This is a genomic window from Haemophilus sp. SZY H68, from assembly GCF_018829685.1.
In the GTDB taxonomy this organism is placed as follows: Bacteria; Pseudomonadota; Gammaproteobacteria; order Enterobacterales; family Pasteurellaceae; genus Haemophilus; species Haemophilus haemolyticus_K.
Genome location: NZ_JAHKKB010000002.1, coordinates 267002 through 283740 on the forward strand (window position 1 = coordinate 267002; position 16739 = coordinate 283740).

Consider the following 16739-nt stretch of genomic DNA (forward strand, 5'->3'; position numbering starts at 1 on the left):
AATTACAGTTGAGCTGCAATTTCATCACTAATTTCACCGTTATGATATACGTTTTGTACATCATCACAGTCTTCTAACATATCAATTAAACGCAATAATTTAGGCGCAGTTTCAAGATCAAGATCGACGGTAGTTGATGGAATCATTGTCACTTCAGCTTCTTGAACTTTAAAGCCAGCTGCTTCAATACCATCACGCACCGAACCTAAATCTTCCCAAGCAGTGTAGATTTCAAATGAACCATCATCTTGGGGTTGAATATCATCAGCACCTGCTTCAATTGCTGCCTCAGTTAACGCATCTTCGTCTGCTTCAGTAATTAGAATTAAACCTTTTTTACTAAACAAATAACCAACCGATCCCTCAGTCCCTAAATTACCACCACATTTAGTGAAACTTGGGCGAACTTGTGAGATCGTTCGGTTTGCGTTGTCGCTTAGACACTCAACCATCACAGCAGTTCCACCTGGACCATAACCTTCATAAATTTTGGTTTCCATATTAGTGTCATCGCCACCACCTACACCACGATCAATAGCGCGGTTGATAGTATCACGCGTCATATTATTGCTAAGCGCTTTATCAACTGCTGCACGTAAACGCGGATTAGCACTCACATCGCCACCACCAATTTTAGCTGCAGTAACAAGTTCACGAATTAATTTAGTAAAAATTTTACCGCGTTGTGCATCTTGTGCTGCTTTGCGGTGTTTAATATTAGCCCACTTACTATGGCCTGCCATGTTGTTTTCCTTCTATTTAACTTTAAGAATATATTTTCTAATTGCTTCCGCATTATTGGAAGATTTCGTCATTTGGATCGCTTGTTCAGGTGAAACCCATTGATACGCCAAATGCTCACTTAATATCGGTTCAAATTCCTGCTCAACTGCCAATAAAAACCAATGTTCATGACATTGAGTCACATTCGGTGCGTATTTATATCGGAAATGTGGAAAAATTTCAAATTCTATGCTCTCTTTGCAATCAAAAAGTGCGGTGGAATTTTCTTCTATTTTTAATCCAACTTCTTCCCAAACTTCTCGAATCGCAGTTGCTCTTGGTGTTTCATTCGCTTCCAATGTACCTGTGACAGATTGCCAAAAAGTGGAATCATCTTGACGTTGAAGCATAAGAACACGATTCGAGCTTTTCGCATAAATTACCACGAGAACCGATTGATTATTTTTATATTTCAAACTTATCATTTACATGATTGAGAATGGGCGCATCATACCTTTTCTATTAAAAACTTTCAAAAAAATTACCGCACTTTAAAACTAAAGGGCGGTAATGATCTCAATTATTTAGTTTAACCAGCCAACTTGTTGGACAATAAATAATCCTGCAAAGGCGGTTAAGTAGAATAAACCGATAAGAGATAACCATAACAATCCGCCTTTTACACTGTGTTTCGCATGCTTAGTCAGAGATAAATTTAACCAAGCAAAAATTGGTGCTGAAACAAATGAGGCAATCATTGCGAATTTCAACATCGGCCCAACGGCATTATTAAAGTAAAAAATAATCGCTAAACCAGACAATGCTGCCAAAATCATACCGATATTAAGAATTCTCACTGAGCTTTCTTGTTTACCAAATAAAATACGTAAAGATTCAACATTAGTACGCGAATAACCATCAATTACTGTGATTGTTGTACCAAACATACACATGAATGCGATTACTGCAATTAATAAACGTGCCCATTCACCAATAGTACTTGCATACATATTGATAAGTTGCGCAATATATTTTCCGCCCACCATCTCTACGGTTTCAGGAGAACCATATTGTACCAATGCGCCAAGGGCTAAGAAAACAACGGCTAAAATGGCAGTACCGATGTAACCCACGTTGAAGTCAAATAAACCATCTTGATAAGACACTTTGGTTAAACGACGTTTTGCCACCACCCACATGGAATTAATTGCAGAGATTTCAATTGGTGCAGGCATCCAGCCCATTAACGCAACTAAAAAAGCTAATTTGCTTAATTCCCATGGAGAAGGCGCGACAAAATCAGGTGCGGCCACACCATTAATCCCGTTACGCATAAAGGCAATCACCACTGCGCTCACGGTTGTCACCGTTAAAGCAATCATGATGATTTTCGACAAACTATCTAATAAACGGTATTTACCCAATAATAAAATGCCGGTTGTCACAAGAATCACTAATGAGCTTAATACTGGCATTGGGAGTGGAATTGGCGTAATAAAGGTTAAAATTGCTGCCGTTAATAATCCGACTGCAGCAGTATTAATCACTGTCGCAAAAATATTTAAAGCAAGGAATAACCAAAGATAGAATTTCCCTTTTTGACGGTAACCTTCTAACAAGGTATTACCCGTATCTAGGGTATATTGAACACCGAAACGGAAGAAAGGATATTTAAATAAGTTAGCAAGAATAACAATGCTCACTAATTCCCAACCATAGATCGCCCCCGCTTGGGTAGATGCAATAATATGTGAACCGCCAACAGCTGCTGATGCCATCACGATTCCAGGGCCTAAGGCAGAGAATTTACTCGCCCACGTTGATTTTTCTACTGGAGTTGAAACTTCACTCATAAAACTTTCTCTTATAAATTGACCATAAACCGAAAAGGTCTTATTTATAATAGAATTTTATTCTTGGGTAAAGTAGGCAAAACCCAACAAAAAGGACCAATAAAAGAACGAAAATCTAATTATGGATATTTTTCAGAATATTATTTTAAAATAAATAACATTAAAGCACATTCATACCAGAAAAGTAATATATTTAAGTGAATAAAATTTTTTCACAAAAATGCGGTCAAAATTGACCGCACTTCATTCCTGATATTTCAAACTTATTCTGCTTTAACGACAGAAATTGCCAACTCTTCCAACGCCTGCGGATTCGCAAAGCTAGGTGCTTCTGTCATCAAGCACGCTGCTGCTGTAGTTTTAGGGAAAGCAATCACATCGCGGATATTTTCCGTTCCAGTTAAAAGCATAGTTAAACGGTCTAAACCAAATGCTAAACCTGCATGTGGAGGTGTACCAAATTTTAACGCATCTAATAAGAAACCGAATTTTTCGCGTTGCTGTTCTTCATCAATACCAAGAATGTGGAATACCGTTTGTTGCATTTTCGGATCGAAAATACGTACAGAACCACCACCTACTTCATAGCCGTTGATCACCATATCGTAAGCATTTGCTACCGCATCGGTTGGATTCGCTTCTAATTGTTCTGGCGTAAAATCTTTTGGTGAAGTGAATGGGTGGTGCATTGCTGCAAGATTCCCCTCTTCATCACGTTCAAACATTGGGAAATCAATCACCCAAAGAGGTTGCCACTCATCTAAACGCGTTAACCCTAAATCGCGGCCAAGTTTCAAACGCAATGCACCCATTGCATCAGTGGTGGTTTGCCATTTATCTGCACCAAAGAATAAGATATCGCCAGTTTGAGCTTTCACACGTTCGGCTAATGCTTTCCATACCTCTTCATTTAAGAATTTCGCAATCGGGCTTTGTACGCCTTCAAGACCAGCATTGATGTCGTTTATTTTTGCCCAAGCTAAACCTTTCGCACCATAAATACCAACAAATTGTGTATATTCATCAATTTGTTTACGAGTAATTTCTGCACCATTTGGTACACGAATCACTGCAACACGACCATTTGGATTGTTTGCAGGCTCATTAAATACTTTAAAATCAACATTTTTGACGATATCAGCTACATCTACCATTTCTAATGGGTTACGCAAATCCGGTTTATCAGAACCGAAACGACGCATCGCTTCTTGCCAAGTCATCACTGGGAACTTACCTAAATCTACACCAATGGTATCAAGCCATAAGCTGTGCACCATACGTTCCATAATTTCACGTACTTCTGGCGCAGTTAAGAAAGAGGTTTCCACATCGATTTGAGTAAACTCAGGCTGACGGTCTGCACGTAAGTCTTCATCACGGAAACATTTCACAATTTGATAATAACGGTCAAAACCAGACATCATCAAAAGCTGTTTGAAAAGCTGTGGTGATTGAGGCAATGCATAGAATTTGCCTTTATGTACACGGCTTGGCACTAAATAGTCACGCGCACCTTCTGGCGTTGCTTTGGTAAGCATTGGGGTTTCAATATCAAGGAAACCGTTGTCATCCATAAAACGACGTACAAAACTGGTGATTTTCGCGCGGGTTTTCAAACGTTGCGCCATTTCAGGGCGACGTAAATCTAAATAACGATATTTTAAACGTTGTTCTTCAGTATTGTTTTGGTTAAAGTCGAGAGGTAACACATCAGAAGCATTGTAAACACGTAATTCTTTTGCTAAAACTTCCACTTCGCCTGTTGCCATATTTTTATTGATTTGGTTTTCAGGACGCGCAATCACTTCACCTTTAATTTGGATACAGAATTCGTTACGTAAACCTGCAGCCGCTGTCAATGCATCTTGATATTTCGGATCGAAACATACTTGCACGATGCCATCACGATCGCGCATATCAATAAAAATTAAGCCACCTAAATCACGACGGCGATGAACCCAACCGCTTAATGTGACGTCTTGTCCGATATTGTTACGGTTTAATGCTCCGCAATAATGTGTACGCATCATATTCAATTCCTTAACTCTCTATAAAAATGGAAAAATACCGCAGAATTATACGGAAAAAGGCACGTCTTTTGAATCTTAAACGGAAATTTATTTGACCCTTTGAAAACTTTCCTTAAAATGACCGCACTTTTTAAATATTTTCTAATCCGTAGGGTGTGGAAAGTTAAAAAACACATCCCGCACACAATGTAAATCATGAAAGATACTATTTTTTCCGCGCCTATTGAAAAACTCGGCGATTTTACCTTTGATGAAAACGTTGCTGAAGTCTTTCCAGACATGATTCAACGCTCCGTACCGGGCTATTCCAACATTATTACGGCAATCGGTATGCTGGCAGAACGTTTCGTTACTGCTGATAGTCATGTTTATGATCTTGGTTGCTCACGAGGTGCGGCCACACTTTCGGCACGTCGAAATATTCATCAACCAAACGTAAAAATTATTGGCATCGATAATTCTCAACCTATGGTTGAACGTTGTCGTCAACATATTGCGGCATATCATAGTGAAGTACCTGTAGAAATTCTCTGTGACGATATTCGCCACATTGAGATTAAAAATGCCTCAATGGTCATTCTCAACTTTACCTTGCAATTTTTACCGCCAGAAGATCGCATAGCATTGCTTACTAAAATCTATGAAGGTTTAAATCCAAACGGCGTGCTTGTGTTATCAGAAAAATTCCGTTTTGAAGATGAAAAGGTAAATGAGCTACTGATTGATCTCCACCACCAATTCAAACGCGCTAATGGTTATAGCGAACTTGAAGTGAGTCAGAAACGCACCGCACTTGAAAATGTGATGCGTACAGATTCTATCGAGACACACAAAGTGCGGTTAAAAAATGTAGGATTTTCACAAGTAGAACTTTGGTTCCAATGCTTTAATTTTGGCTCGATGATTGCGGTTAAATAATTCATAACAAATTTATTTAATTCAACTTTTTTATGGCATAATGCCCGCACTTTTTATCACAAAAGGATTAAACCAATGCGAATTTTACACACTATGTTACGCGTGGGCGATTTAGATCGTTCGATCAAATTCTATCAGGATGTTTTAGGTATGCGCTTATTACGCACCAGTGAAAACCCAGAATACAAATATACGCTGGCTTTTTTAGGTTACGAAGATGGTGAAAGTGCGGCAGAAATTGAATTAACATACAACTGGGGCGTAGATAAATATGAACACGGCACAGCATATGGACATATCGCTATCGGTGTAGATGATATTTATGCGACTTGTGAAGCCGTTCGCGCAAGCGGTGGTAACGTTACTCGCGAAGCAGGGCCAGTTAAAGGTGGCTCAACCGTCATTGCTTTTGTTGAAGATCCTGATGGTTATAAAATTGAATTTATCGAAAACAAAAGTACTAAATCTGGTTTAGGCAACTAAAGTGCGGTCAATTTTTATTGTATTTTTAATAACGTAGGGATTCCTACGTTATTTTATTTTTAAGAGATAGATTATGTCCGATTCTCAAGAAATCCCTTATCACAACCAATTAAAAAATCGCTTTCGTGGCTATTTCCCCGTCATTATTGATGTTGAAACTGCAGGTTTTGATGCAAAAAAAGATGCGTTACTCGAACTAGCCGCAATCACATTAAAAATGGATGAAAACGGTTATTTGCATCCTGATCAAAAATGCCATTTTCATATCGAGCCTTTTGAAGGGGCAAATATTAATCCAGAATCCTTGAAATTTAATGGCATTGATATTCACAATCCATTACGTGGCGCAGTGTCTGAACTCGATGCAATCACAGGGTTATTTCAAATGGTACGCAGAGGACAAAAAGATGCAGATTGCCAACGTTCTATCATTGTGGCGCACAATGCTGCTTTCGACCAAAGTTTTGTAATGGCTGCAGCTGAACGTACTGGCGTAAAGCGTAATCCCTTCCACCCTTTTGGAATGTTTGATACGGCAAGTTTAGCGGGATTAATGTTTGGTCAGACTGTTCTCGTTAAGGCCTGTCTTGCCGCTAAAATCCCGTTTGACGGTAAACAAGCCCATTCAGCGCTATATGATACCGAACGCACGGCGGAATTATTCTGTTATATGGTCAATCATTTAAAAGATTTAGGTGGTTATCCCCATATCATTCCAGACTGCAAAGTAAATGACAAATAAGAATAAATTCAAGAGACAAACTCCACTTAGTCTGCCGAAAGAGAAAAATATGACAGAACAAAACGAAAAAATCATTAATTCATCAGTAAAAATGCTGACAATTGGTGAAGATGAAAGCGGTCAACGTATCGATAATTATTTATTGGCAAAACTCAAAGGTGTGCCCAAAAGTTTAATTTATCGTATTGTGCGAAAAGGTGAAGTGCGGGTAAATAAAGGCCGGATTAAGCCAGAATATAAACTTCAAACAGGTGATATCGTTCGCGTTCCGCCGGTGCGTGTGGCTGAAAAAAACGACGCATCAATTTCAAAAAATCTCAATAAAGTCGCTGCACTTGAAAACCAAATTTTATTTGAAGATGATTGTTTAATTGTTTTAAATAAACCTTCAGGAATCGCTGTGCATGGAGGGAGTGGTTTAAATTTTGGTGTGATTGAAGCCTTACGAGCACTGCGTCCAGAGGCGCGTTTTTTAGAACTAGTTCATCGTTTGGATCGCGATACATCAGGTATTTTATTAATTGCTAAAAAACGTTCAGCATTACGTAATTTGCATGAACAACTTCGTGTCAAAACCATTCAAAAAGATTATTTAGCGTTAGTCCGTGGACAATGGCAATCCCATGTAAAAGTTGTTCAAGCACCGCTTTTGAAAAATGAATTATCTAGCGGAGAGCGCATTGTGCGTGTCAGCGAGCAAGGTAAACCATCTGAAACCCGATTTAGCATTGAAGAACGCTATACAAATGCTACGCTCGTGAAGGCTTCACCAGTAACCGGGCGTACACATCAAATTCGCGTACATACACAATATGCTGGACATCCTATTGCATTAGATGATAAATACGGTGATAAAGATTTTGATAAACAAATAAGCGAGTTGGGATTGAATCGTTTGTTCTTACATGCCTTTTCAATTCGGTTTGATCACCCTAAAAATGGCGAAACACTACGTTTCAATGCGCCACTAGATCATAAAATGAAAGCAATTTTGCAAAAGTTACGGGAAAGCAAATAGACAACATTTGTGTTTATTGCTACACTTGCGTGCGGAGACAACTCGTTTCTATCACCAAATTTCATAATAACGACAACAAAGGATAGCAAAATGGCAAAAGGACAATCTTTACAAGATCCTTACTTAAATGCGCTTCGTCGCGAACGCATTCCTGTATCAATCTACCTTGTAAACGGAATCAAACTTCAAGGTCAAATTGAATCATTCGATCAATTCGTGATTTTATTAAAAAACACTGTGAACCAAATGGTATATAAACACGCAATTTCAACCGTTGTGCCTGCTCGCTCTGTTTCTCATCACAATAGCAGCCATCATGTAGCAACACCTGAAGCCGTTGAAAGTGTGGAAACTCAAGCAGAATAATCACAGCTCCATCAATGGATAATCAATATTTATTAAGTGCGGTTGAAAATTCTCAGGAAATTTCAACCGCACTTTCTTCATCTCAACAATCTGAAAATACTCGTGACACCGCCATCGTGGTTCACGTTTTCTTTGCACAAGATAAAAACACTGACGATCTACAAGAGTTTTTGCTACTCGCTGATTCAGCCAATGTAGATGTCCTGGATACTATCACCACCAGTCGTAGCACTCCTCAAGCTAAATATTTTGTAGGTGAGGGAAAAGCTCAAGAAATTGCAGATGCGGTGCAATCACATAATGCTGATGTTGTGCTTTTTAACCATCAATTAACCCCAGCACAAACACGTAACTTAGAAAGTTTATGTCATTGTCGAGTGGTCGATCGCACTGGCGTCATTTTAGATATTTTCGCCCAACGAGCACGTTCTCATGAGGGAAAATTACAGGTTGAACTCGCTCAACTAAAACACTTATCCACTCGATTAGTTCGTCGCAAAACAGGCTTAGATCAACAAAAAGGGGCGGTAGGATTACGTGGGCCGGGTGAAACTCAGTTAGAAACGGATCGTCGCTTGATTAAAGTGCGCATTTCTCAATTACAAAATCGATTGGCAAAAGTGGAGAAACAGCGCAATCAAAATCGCCAAACACGTCAAAAAGCAGACATTCCAACAATTTCACTTGTTGGCTATACCAATGCAGGGAAATCAACCTTATTTAATCGTTTAACCAATGCAGAGGTTTATGCGGCTGATCAACTGTTTGCAACATTAGATCCCACTTTACGAAAATTACAGATTCAAGATATAGGTACGGCAATTTTAGCGGATACGGTAGGATTTGTTCGACAGCTTCCGCATGATCTGGTTTCAGCCTTTAAATCGACTTTACAAGAAACGGTTGAAGCCAGTTTATTACTCCATGTGATTGATGCGGCTGACTCGCGAAAACAAGAAAATATTGATGCCGTCAATGATGTGCTAGAAGAAATTGGTGCAGGAGCAGTGCCTGTTCTATTGGTATATAACAAAATTGATTTGTTGGAAAATGTTGTACCGCATATCGAATACAATGATGAAAACCAGCCTGTTGCAGTCTATCTCTCTGCACAAGATGAACTGGGTATTCATTTATTGTTTGAAGCTATTAAAGTGCGGTTAAAAAACGAGATACTTTCTCTTTCTTTAACTTTACAACCACACGAAGGCAAACTTCGCCATGCTTTTTATCAACTTGATTGTGTACGCCATGAACAAATTTCTGAACAAGGAGAATTCTTGTTAGATATACAGATTGATAAAATTATGTGGTTAAAGTTATGTAAGCAATTTTCTAGATTAGCAGATATTAAAATACAATCTGACAATGCCTAATTTATAGAAAATTATTTTCCAATTCCATATTGTTTCAATTTATTCGCAATCGCAGTATGGGAAACGCCTAAACGTTGAGCTAATTTTCTCGTGCTTGGATATTCCGCATAAAATAATTTTAGAACTTGTGCCTCATAAGAACCGATGATTTCATCTAAGGTTTTATTTTCAAATTCATCCAAAAAAATCACCCCACTTTGTGCCGGAGCAAGATTTAAACTTTCGATAGTTAAATGATTATCTTGTACCAGAGAGCAGGCACGATAAAGGGTGTTATAAAGCTCACGAACATTCCCTTTCCAATCATATTTCTGCAAATAAAGAAGGAAATCTTTATCAAAGGTTGGTTTTGCAATTTTTAGTTCTTCACTGATTTCCTGTAAAAAACCTTGTGCCAGTGGCTCAATATCTGTAATACGATCACGTAATGGAGGCACATTAATAGTGAGAACATTTAAGCGATGAAATAAATCAGCACGAACTTTACCTTGCTCAACAAGCAAATGAAGTGGAACCTGTGATGTGCAAATCACTCGTACGTTTGCATGATGTTCCTTCTCTTCACCCACTCGCCGGAAAGAGCCATCTGTTAAAAAACGCAATAATTTAGCCTGCAAACCCAATGAAAGTTCAGCAATGCCATCTAGTAATACAGTTCCCTCATTCGCGTATTCAAAAAAACCTATGGTTTCACTGTCTCCGACTTTTCTACCAAACATTTCACTTTCCGCATCTTCATCAGGCAACCCTGCACAATTTACTGCGATAAATTTTTTATCACGACGCAAACTTTGATAATGGCAGGCTTTCGCCAACAAATCTTTTCCACTCCCAGTTTCACCTTGAATTAACAAAGGTGCATCAAACATAGCAAAACGTTTCGCGTTTTCTACCGCACTTTTCATGGATTCACTTTGCACAATAAAACAATCGAAAGGTTGTTGAGGAGCAAATTTGAAGGTTGTCATATATCGGAAATATGAGAGAAATAATATGTGGTTATGATAGTTTTTTTACAGAAAAGTGTAAATATTATTTTACACATCGGAAAATAAAAATGCGGCCAATCTTGACCGCATTTTATATGGCTATAATTTTAACATTCGCTCTGCTTCACGTGCACGAACAAGGAATTGTTTCCGTTCAGCAGTGCCCATTCCACTACTTGTGCCAGGCAATTTAACCGTCAACGGATTAACTGCTCGCCCATTAATGTGAAATTCATAATGCAAATGTGGACCTGTTGAAATACCAGTGTTACCTGAAAGTGCTATTCTTTCCCCTTTTTTGATTTCTTGTCCTGCACGCACAAGTGGCTTGCTTAAGTGCATGTAAACCGTTTGATATTCTCGACCATGTCGAACGACAACATAACGACCAGCACCACCAGCTTGATAAGCTACTTTTTCGACAATACCATCAGCGGGAGCAATAATAGGTGTGCCTTGTGGAACAGAGAAATCCACACCTTTATGTGGTCGTATACGTCCAGTTACCGGATGACGACGATTCGGATTAAATGGTGAAGAAACCCGTGCTTGACGTTGTAATGGATAACGAGCAAAACCTTTACCTAGAGTCTCCCCTTGTTGACTATAATAACGACCATTTGTTGCTTGCACAGCATAATAACTCTTACCTTCAAATGAAAGGTGCAACGCTTCAACGTTACCTTGTCCAGTTAATTTATCATCTAAATATTCACGAGAAACTAAAATTGCAAATTTAGTTCCTTTTTTCAATTTCTGAATACTCACTTGCCATTGAAGTGCAGTTGTTAATTGATTAATCTGACGATTATCCAATCCTTGAGCTTTCAAACTTGCGGCAAAAGTACCATTAATCTCACCTTTTAATACTTCTTTCCGCCAAACACTTTTCTTCTCAATAACTTGACGTTTAAACGTTCCATTTTCTAAACGCTCATAAACTCGCTCTTCTTTTTCTGAAACAAGCCAATTTAAGTATTCTAAATTATCATTTTTATCTAAAATCCAATAAATTTGTTGGCCTGCATTTAAATGGGCCAATTGAGAATCCGTGTCAATTAAACGCTTTGCTGTATCATCTTCCAAACCAGAAAGTTCAAGTACATCTTTTAAAGTATCACCACTTGTAACGGTATGGCTAAATTGATCGGTAATTCGAATAGCCTGATCAGCTGCATCTAATAAACCACTTAGTGCATCTTGAGCATTTTGTGGAAGATCATCCAAATCATCTAAGAATGGTTTTACTTCTTCAACCTCATCATCATGAGCCTGTAATTCATCATCATAAGAGGTTGCTTCATCATGAGAAACTGGATGCGTTGTAATCGTCTCATCCTTAGGTGATGAGTTCAAAGATTGATATGCCACACCATCAACAACAGTCGGCATCATTTGACTGGATTCAGAATGGTTTTCAACATTATCTTTAAGCGTAAGTAAAATCCCAGTAAAAATCAGCAAAATAGCAATAAAAAAAACGCCCGCTTTAATGCGAGAACGCTTTTTCCGTCTATCTCGAGCTAATTTTACGTGTTGCACAGGATTTCCTAAAATTAAAAAGTTTTCAGCACTCAGACTGCAAATTAAAAAGAAAATTCATTTTACCTGAAAAAGTCTCAATCAAACGCCTAAATATTCATCATAAAGCATAAGTTCTTGAGGAATCGATCAAAATGCGCTATTTTGACTAGCTAATCTCAAAAGCACGGCGATTTTATGAATATAACAGCTATTCACAGTCAACCTGATTTCCCCCCATTAATTCAGCTAAAAAACATTAGTGTCGTTTTTTCACAAAAAACAGCATTACAAAATATCAATTTAAATATCTATCCAAATTCTATTATCACTATTGTTGGGCCAAATGGTGGTGGTAAATCAACGTTATTAAAAACTTTGTTAAAACTACAAACACCCACTTCCGGTGAAGTGATTTATAGTAAAAATGTTTGCATTGGCTATGTGCCACAAAAAATCCATTTGGATCATAGTTTGCCTATTACGGTTGAGCGATTTCTTTCACTAAAAAAAGGTCTCAAAACACAAGAAATATCTACCGCACTTGAGCAACTTTCGATTTCACATTTACGCAAAAGTAATATGCAAAAACTTTCTGGCGGTGAAATGCAACGCGTATTATTAGCACGTGCAATTTTAAATAAACCGAATTTACTTGTACTAGACGAACCCACCCAAGGTGTAGACATTACGGGTCAAGCAGAGCTTTATCAGCTCATTCATCAGACCCAACAAAAATTAAATTGTGCCGTATTGATGGTATCACACGATTTACACATTGTGATGGCGGATAGTAAAGAAGTATTGTGTATTAACCAACATATTTGCTGTGCAGGTACACCCGATGTTCTCTCAAATGATCCAACATTTATGCGTTTATGGGGAAATCAGCTCACACAAAATGTCGGCTTTTATACCCATCATCACAATCATCACCACACCTTACACGGGGATGTGTGCGGTTGTAATTCATCAGCTGTGCATTGTCAAAATAAGGATAAATAATGTTTGAAATTTTATTTCCCGCTTTTCTAACAGGCATTTTACTTTCACTTATTACTGCCCCACTCGGTGTTTTCGTGGTATGGCGGAAAATGGCTTACTTTGGTGATACGCTATCTCACTCCGCATTATTTGGCGTGGCCTTAGGTATTTTCTTTCAAGTAAATCCCTATATCGCAATCATTATACTTACCCTCATTCTCGCCATTGCAATGGTATGGTTAGAAAGCAACACACAATTTTCTATTGATACATTACTTGGAATTATTGCTCACAGCTGTTTATCTCTTGGGGTAGTAACGGTAGGATTATTAAAAAATGTTCGTGTTGATTTAATGAGTTATTTATTTGGTGATTTACTAGCAATTAACTATACCGATCTTATTTATATTGGTATAGGTGTTATCATTGTACTGGTGGCCTTAGTATATTTTTGGCATGACTTACTTTCTACAACCGTATCGCCTGAACTTGCCCAAGTAGAAGGTATCAATATAAAAAAAATGCGCTTTGTTTTAATGATTTTAACCGCTCTTACAATCGCACTTAGTATGAAATTTGTTGGCGCATTAATCATTACATCACTCTTGATCATCCCTGCCGCTACTGCACGTCGTTTTGCACGAACCCCTGAATCAATGGTGTGTTATGCCACCATAATCAGCATGCTTTCCATTATTGGTGGTTTAATACTCTCAGTATTTTACGATACTGCGGCAGGTCCTTCTGTTGTAATATGCTCTGCATTTTTATTTGTATTATCCTTGATTAAAAAAGAACGCTTATAAAACATAATAAAAAAGACAGACACCAAATTCGGTGTCTGTCCTAAAATTATGAAAGAAAATTGCTAACTATGCTATTTGTACAAAAAAATCTTTTAAACCAATTAACACATTATTCACGGCAACTGTCGCTAAAATTAATCCCATCACACGACTAATAATTGCAGCCCCGGCATTACCAATAAAATGTTGAATGCGATTTGCACCAAGTAATAATAAATAAGTGATTAATAATACTGCTAACATAATTCCCGCCGTAATAAATTGTTCGGTAAGATTAAAACGATGATTATCAGTTAAAAGTACGATTGCCATCATTGCACCCGGCGAGGCAATAGACGGAACCGCAAGAGGATAAACCGCAATTTCCGTAATATTCACCTTCATCTTTATTTCTTGTTCTGGCTTACTTTCACCAAAAATCATACTTAAAGCAAATAAAAAAAGCACTAAACCACCCACAATTTGGAATGCAGGTAAAGGCACCTTCATCGCTTCAAAAAGAATTTGCCCACCAATCAAAAAGAAAAGCAAAATACCGGCTGAAATAATCACCGCATTACGCGCAATTTTCCTACGTTCATCTAATGAAAAACCAATCGTTTTCGAAAGATAAACAGGAATGGAACCGATAGGATCAATCACAGCCCATAACACGACAAACTGAACAACAAGAGAATCAAACATTTACGTTCCTTATTTATCACTAAAAACCATAGTTTCTGATTCTATCAAAGAAATGACATGAAGTGCGGTTGGTTTTCTATCATTTTTCATTTGATTTAAAAACACAGAAAAAACCTACCGCACTTTTTAATTCATCACCATAAAAAATAAGTGGAATTCGATTTCTCTGCCAAGGGGGAATATCAAGTGATTGCCAGATTTTTTTTATATCTTCTCTTGGGCGTTTCGGATGATGTTTAACTTTACCTGAATAGCCAAAGCGGATAGAAATAGGTAAGTCCGTTTTGTCTAGCATAACAGAGTAATTCTGCCAGTAGAAAATCAGATTACGTTCATTTTCTTGAACAGTGAGATTGCCTAAATCATCGGGTAAACTTAGCGTGTTTTGTTCTAATTTTAGGATGCATTTGGTTAGATCAGAAAACGGCTTAGTTAAATATAAACTGTCCTTATAATGTCGAATGACTTTATTTACAAGCTGAAACTGAGGATTCGCATCTTCCCTTGCTAAAATAACATCATTAATAAGTTGTGTAAGCTGGCGTTTACTTGGCATTTCAAGTTGGTTTCCTGCAAGCCACATACGCAAAAGTGCGGTCTGTTTTGCTGGTGAATATTGGCGAAATTGGAGCAGTTTAAATTGGTTTTTAATTTGACAATGTTCTGCAAAAACTTCTCTCAATAAATCATTAATTAGCTGTTGTTGTTCAAAACAATGTTGAGCAGAACGTTGTACGGCTAAATCAAAATGAGCCCAGCGCTCACGTAATTCTGGCAAAATTTCATTGCGCAAGAAATTACGATCGTATCGATTATCCTCATTACTTTCATCTGTAATCCAGTTGAGTTTTTCTTTTTTCGCATAATCTTCTAACTGTGGGCGAGTAAAGCCTAACAAAGGGCGTAAAATTGGCATGCCGAATAATACACTTTGTTGTTGCATGGCGCCTAAGCCTTGTAGCCCACTGCCACGTTTTAGCGCTAAGAAAAACGTTTCTGTTTGATCGTTTAGATGATGCGCAGTAACCAGCATTTCTTGCGTTTGAAGATGTTTTTTTATGGATTGATAGCGTGCTTCACGCGCCCCAGCCTCAATACCATTGTTTTTATCTACTTGTACTCGCTCGACAATCAACGGAATTTGAAATTGATCGCATAAGTTTTGGCAGTGCTTAGCCCAATTATCGGCGTTTGGGCTTAATCCGTGATGAATGTGGATTACTCGTATAGATAAAGGTTGTAAGTGCGGTCGTTTTTGACGAAGTTTTGCAAATAAAGAAAGAAGTACAGTGGAATCCAAACCACCGCTCAAGGCGATAAGAAATCCTTGAGCAGAGGTTTGTTTGAGTTGGTTTTCAATGTCTGAAAGTAAGTCCATTAGGCAACTTTTTCAGCTTTATAATTGCTGCTTGGATTGAGAATTTCAAAACGTGCGGCAATGGTTTGTAATTCGTAAGAATCTTGTTCAAAGGTGGTTTTCATTACGCCTGCTACTTCATTATTCATGGCTTCAAAGGCTTCAACATCAGATTTTCCATTGAGTAAATTTGCTAAGAATGTACCCGCGATTAAATCGCCCACGCCCACTGGTTCAAAGTTGAATTGATAAAGTGGACGACTTAAATGCCAAACACCCTCTGGGGTTGCCATAATAATTTCAAATGTATCAGGATCGTTAATTTTACCCGCACTTCCTAAATGTTTAACAAGAACTTTCTTCACGCCTTTTGCAATCAATGCATTCACTGCTTTTAATACATCGTCAAAGGTATTAATTGGGAATTCAGTGAGCTGACGCAATTCGTGTAAGTTTGGTGTCATAATATCTGCCACTGGAATCGCTTTTTCAATAAGAGCCTCGCGAACACCATTGGCAACAACGCAGATTTTTTTTGGATGTGGCATTACGGGGTCGCATAAATAAAGTGCATTGGGATTATGCAGTTTGATTTGTTCTAAGGCAAAAAGAATTTGATCGACTTGTTCCGCAGAACCTAAGTAACCAGATAACAAGGCATCACATTCTTGTAGTTTTTCAATGTTATCGAGTCCAGTCACAATTTCTCGGATTTGTTCTTGTGGAATGACCATACCTGTCCATTTTCCGTATTGCGTGTGATTAGAAAATTGAACGGTATTTAATGCCCATACATCTACGCCTAACAACTGCATTGGAAAAGTCGCGGATTTGTTACCTGCAAAACCATAGACCACGTGGGATTGGATCGAAAGTACGTTTTTCATTA

The 16739-nt window shown here is 38.1% G+C and carries 17 protein-coding genes; 8 read left to right on the forward strand and 9 right to left on the reverse strand.

Features of this window, described 5'->3' with window-relative positions; translation table 11 throughout:
* Nucleotides 1-2: 2 nt before the first annotated feature.
* The 4 genes from KP712_RS05250 to aspS all read right to left on the reverse strand — a co-directional run bounded on the left by KP712_RS05250 (nt 3) and on the right by aspS (nt 4606).
* Nucleotides 3-743 (reverse strand): YebC/PmpR family DNA-binding transcriptional regulator, encoded by a 741-nt coding sequence (locus tag KP712_RS05250; RefSeq protein WP_048952842.1) that lies wholly within the window; start codon nt 741-743, stop codon nt 3-5.
* A gap of 12 nt (nt 744-755) precedes the next feature.
* Nucleotides 756-1208 (reverse strand): dihydroneopterin triphosphate diphosphatase, encoded by a 453-nt coding sequence (gene nudB, locus KP712_RS05255; protein ID WP_140449928.1) that lies wholly within the window; start codon nt 1206-1208, stop codon nt 756-758.
* Nucleotides 1209-1307: 99 nt separating this feature from the next.
* Entirely contained in the window at nt 1308-2576 is a 1269-nt protein-coding gene (locus KP712_RS05260) for an NRAMP family divalent metal transporter (RefSeq protein ID WP_065265347.1), read from the reverse strand.
* Nucleotides 2577-2839: 263 nt separating this feature from the next.
* Nucleotides 2840-4606 carry an aspartate--tRNA ligase gene (aspS, locus tag KP712_RS05265; RefSeq protein WP_215770627.1) on the reverse strand — a complete coding sequence of 589 codons (1767 nt, stop codon included), beginning with the start codon at nt 4604-4606 and terminating at the stop codon, nt 2840-2842.
* A gap of 192 nt (nt 4607-4798) precedes the next feature.
* Between aspS and cmoA the strand changes: the two genes are divergently transcribed.
* The 6 genes from cmoA (at nt 4799) to hflX (ending at nt 9509) form a co-directional block, all read left to right on the forward strand.
* Nucleotides 4799-5524, forward strand: coding sequence for a carboxy-S-adenosyl-L-methionine synthase CmoA (gene cmoA, locus KP712_RS05270; protein ID WP_111407624.1), 726 nt, complete (start codon nt 4799-4801; stop codon nt 5522-5524).
* Between the two features lie 75 nt (nt 5525-5599).
* Nucleotides 5600-6007: a lactoylglutathione lyase gene (gloA, locus tag KP712_RS05275; protein WP_005628548.1), complete on the forward strand. Its 408-nt coding sequence runs from the start codon at nt 5600-5602 to the stop codon at nt 6005-6007.
* Nucleotides 6008-6080: 73 nt separating this feature from the next.
* The gene (gene rnt, locus KP712_RS05280) at nt 6081-6749 is read left to right on the forward strand and encodes a ribonuclease T (RefSeq protein ID WP_140449654.1); all 669 of its coding nucleotides are present in this window, start codon (nt 6081-6083) and stop codon (nt 6747-6749) included.
* 49 nt (nt 6750-6798) lie between these two features.
* Nucleotides 6799-7767 (forward strand): 23S rRNA pseudouridine(955/2504/2580) synthase RluC, encoded by a 969-nt coding sequence (gene rluC, locus KP712_RS05285; protein WP_215770628.1) that lies wholly within the window; start codon nt 6799-6801, stop codon nt 7765-7767.
* 90 nt (nt 7768-7857) lie between these two features.
* Nucleotides 7858-8133 carry an RNA chaperone Hfq gene (gene hfq, locus KP712_RS05290; protein WP_005641641.1) on the forward strand — a complete coding sequence of 92 codons (276 nt, stop codon included), beginning with the start codon at nt 7858-7860 and terminating at the stop codon, nt 8131-8133.
* A gap of 14 nt (nt 8134-8147) precedes the next feature.
* Nucleotides 8148-9509: a ribosome rescue GTPase HflX gene (gene hflX, locus KP712_RS05295; protein ID WP_215770629.1), complete on the forward strand. Its 1362-nt coding sequence runs from the start codon at nt 8148-8150 to the stop codon at nt 9507-9509.
* Nucleotides 9510-9520: 11 nt separating this feature from the next.
* Here hflX and KP712_RS05300 read toward each other — a convergent pair whose 3' ends face one another.
* Nucleotides 9521-10477 carry a sigma 54-interacting transcriptional regulator gene (locus tag KP712_RS05300; RefSeq protein ID WP_215770630.1) on the reverse strand — a complete coding sequence of 319 codons (957 nt, stop codon included), beginning with the start codon at nt 10475-10477 and terminating at the stop codon, nt 9521-9523.
* 120 nt (nt 10478-10597) lie between these two features.
* Nucleotides 10598-12040, reverse strand: a complete 1443-nt coding sequence (gene mepM / locus KP712_RS05305; protein ID WP_215770631.1) for a murein DD-endopeptidase MepM — start codon at nt 12038-12040, stop codon at nt 10598-10600.
* Between the two features lie 177 nt (nt 12041-12217).
* Between mepM and znuC the strand changes: the two genes are divergently transcribed.
* Together znuC and znuB are read left to right on the forward strand one after the other, a co-directional pair.
* A complete protein-coding gene (znuC, locus tag KP712_RS05310; RefSeq protein WP_065265353.1) occupies nt 12218-13024 on the forward strand; it encodes a zinc ABC transporter ATP-binding protein ZnuC in 807 nt (268 codons plus the stop codon).
* Nucleotides 13024-13809 (forward strand): zinc ABC transporter permease subunit ZnuB, encoded by a 786-nt coding sequence (gene znuB / locus KP712_RS05315; RefSeq protein WP_065265354.1) that lies wholly within the window; start codon nt 13024-13026, stop codon nt 13807-13809. Before znuC ends, znuB begins: the two co-directional genes overlap by 1 nt.
* A 66-nt stretch (nt 13810-13875) precedes the next feature.
* On the opposite strand, the gene KP712_RS05320 is transcribed toward znuB, so the two are convergent.
* From KP712_RS05320 to pdxY, 3 genes are all read right to left on the reverse strand, one after another.
* Complete coding sequence (locus tag KP712_RS05320; RefSeq protein ID WP_065265355.1) at nt 13876-14493, reverse strand: MarC family protein; 618 nt, start codon at nt 14491-14493, stop codon at nt 13876-13878.
* Between the two features lie 79 nt (nt 14494-14572).
* Nucleotides 14573-15871, reverse strand: a complete 1299-nt coding sequence (gene tilS, locus KP712_RS05325; RefSeq protein WP_111407630.1) for a tRNA lysidine(34) synthetase TilS — start codon at nt 15869-15871, stop codon at nt 14573-14575.
* On the reverse strand, nt 15871-16737 hold the full coding sequence (gene pdxY / locus KP712_RS05330) for a pyridoxal kinase (protein ID WP_215770632.1): 867 nt from the start codon (nt 16735-16737) through the stop codon (nt 15871-15873). Before pdxY ends, tilS begins: the two co-directional genes overlap by 1 nt.
* Between the last annotated feature and the right edge of the window lie 2 nt (nt 16738-16739).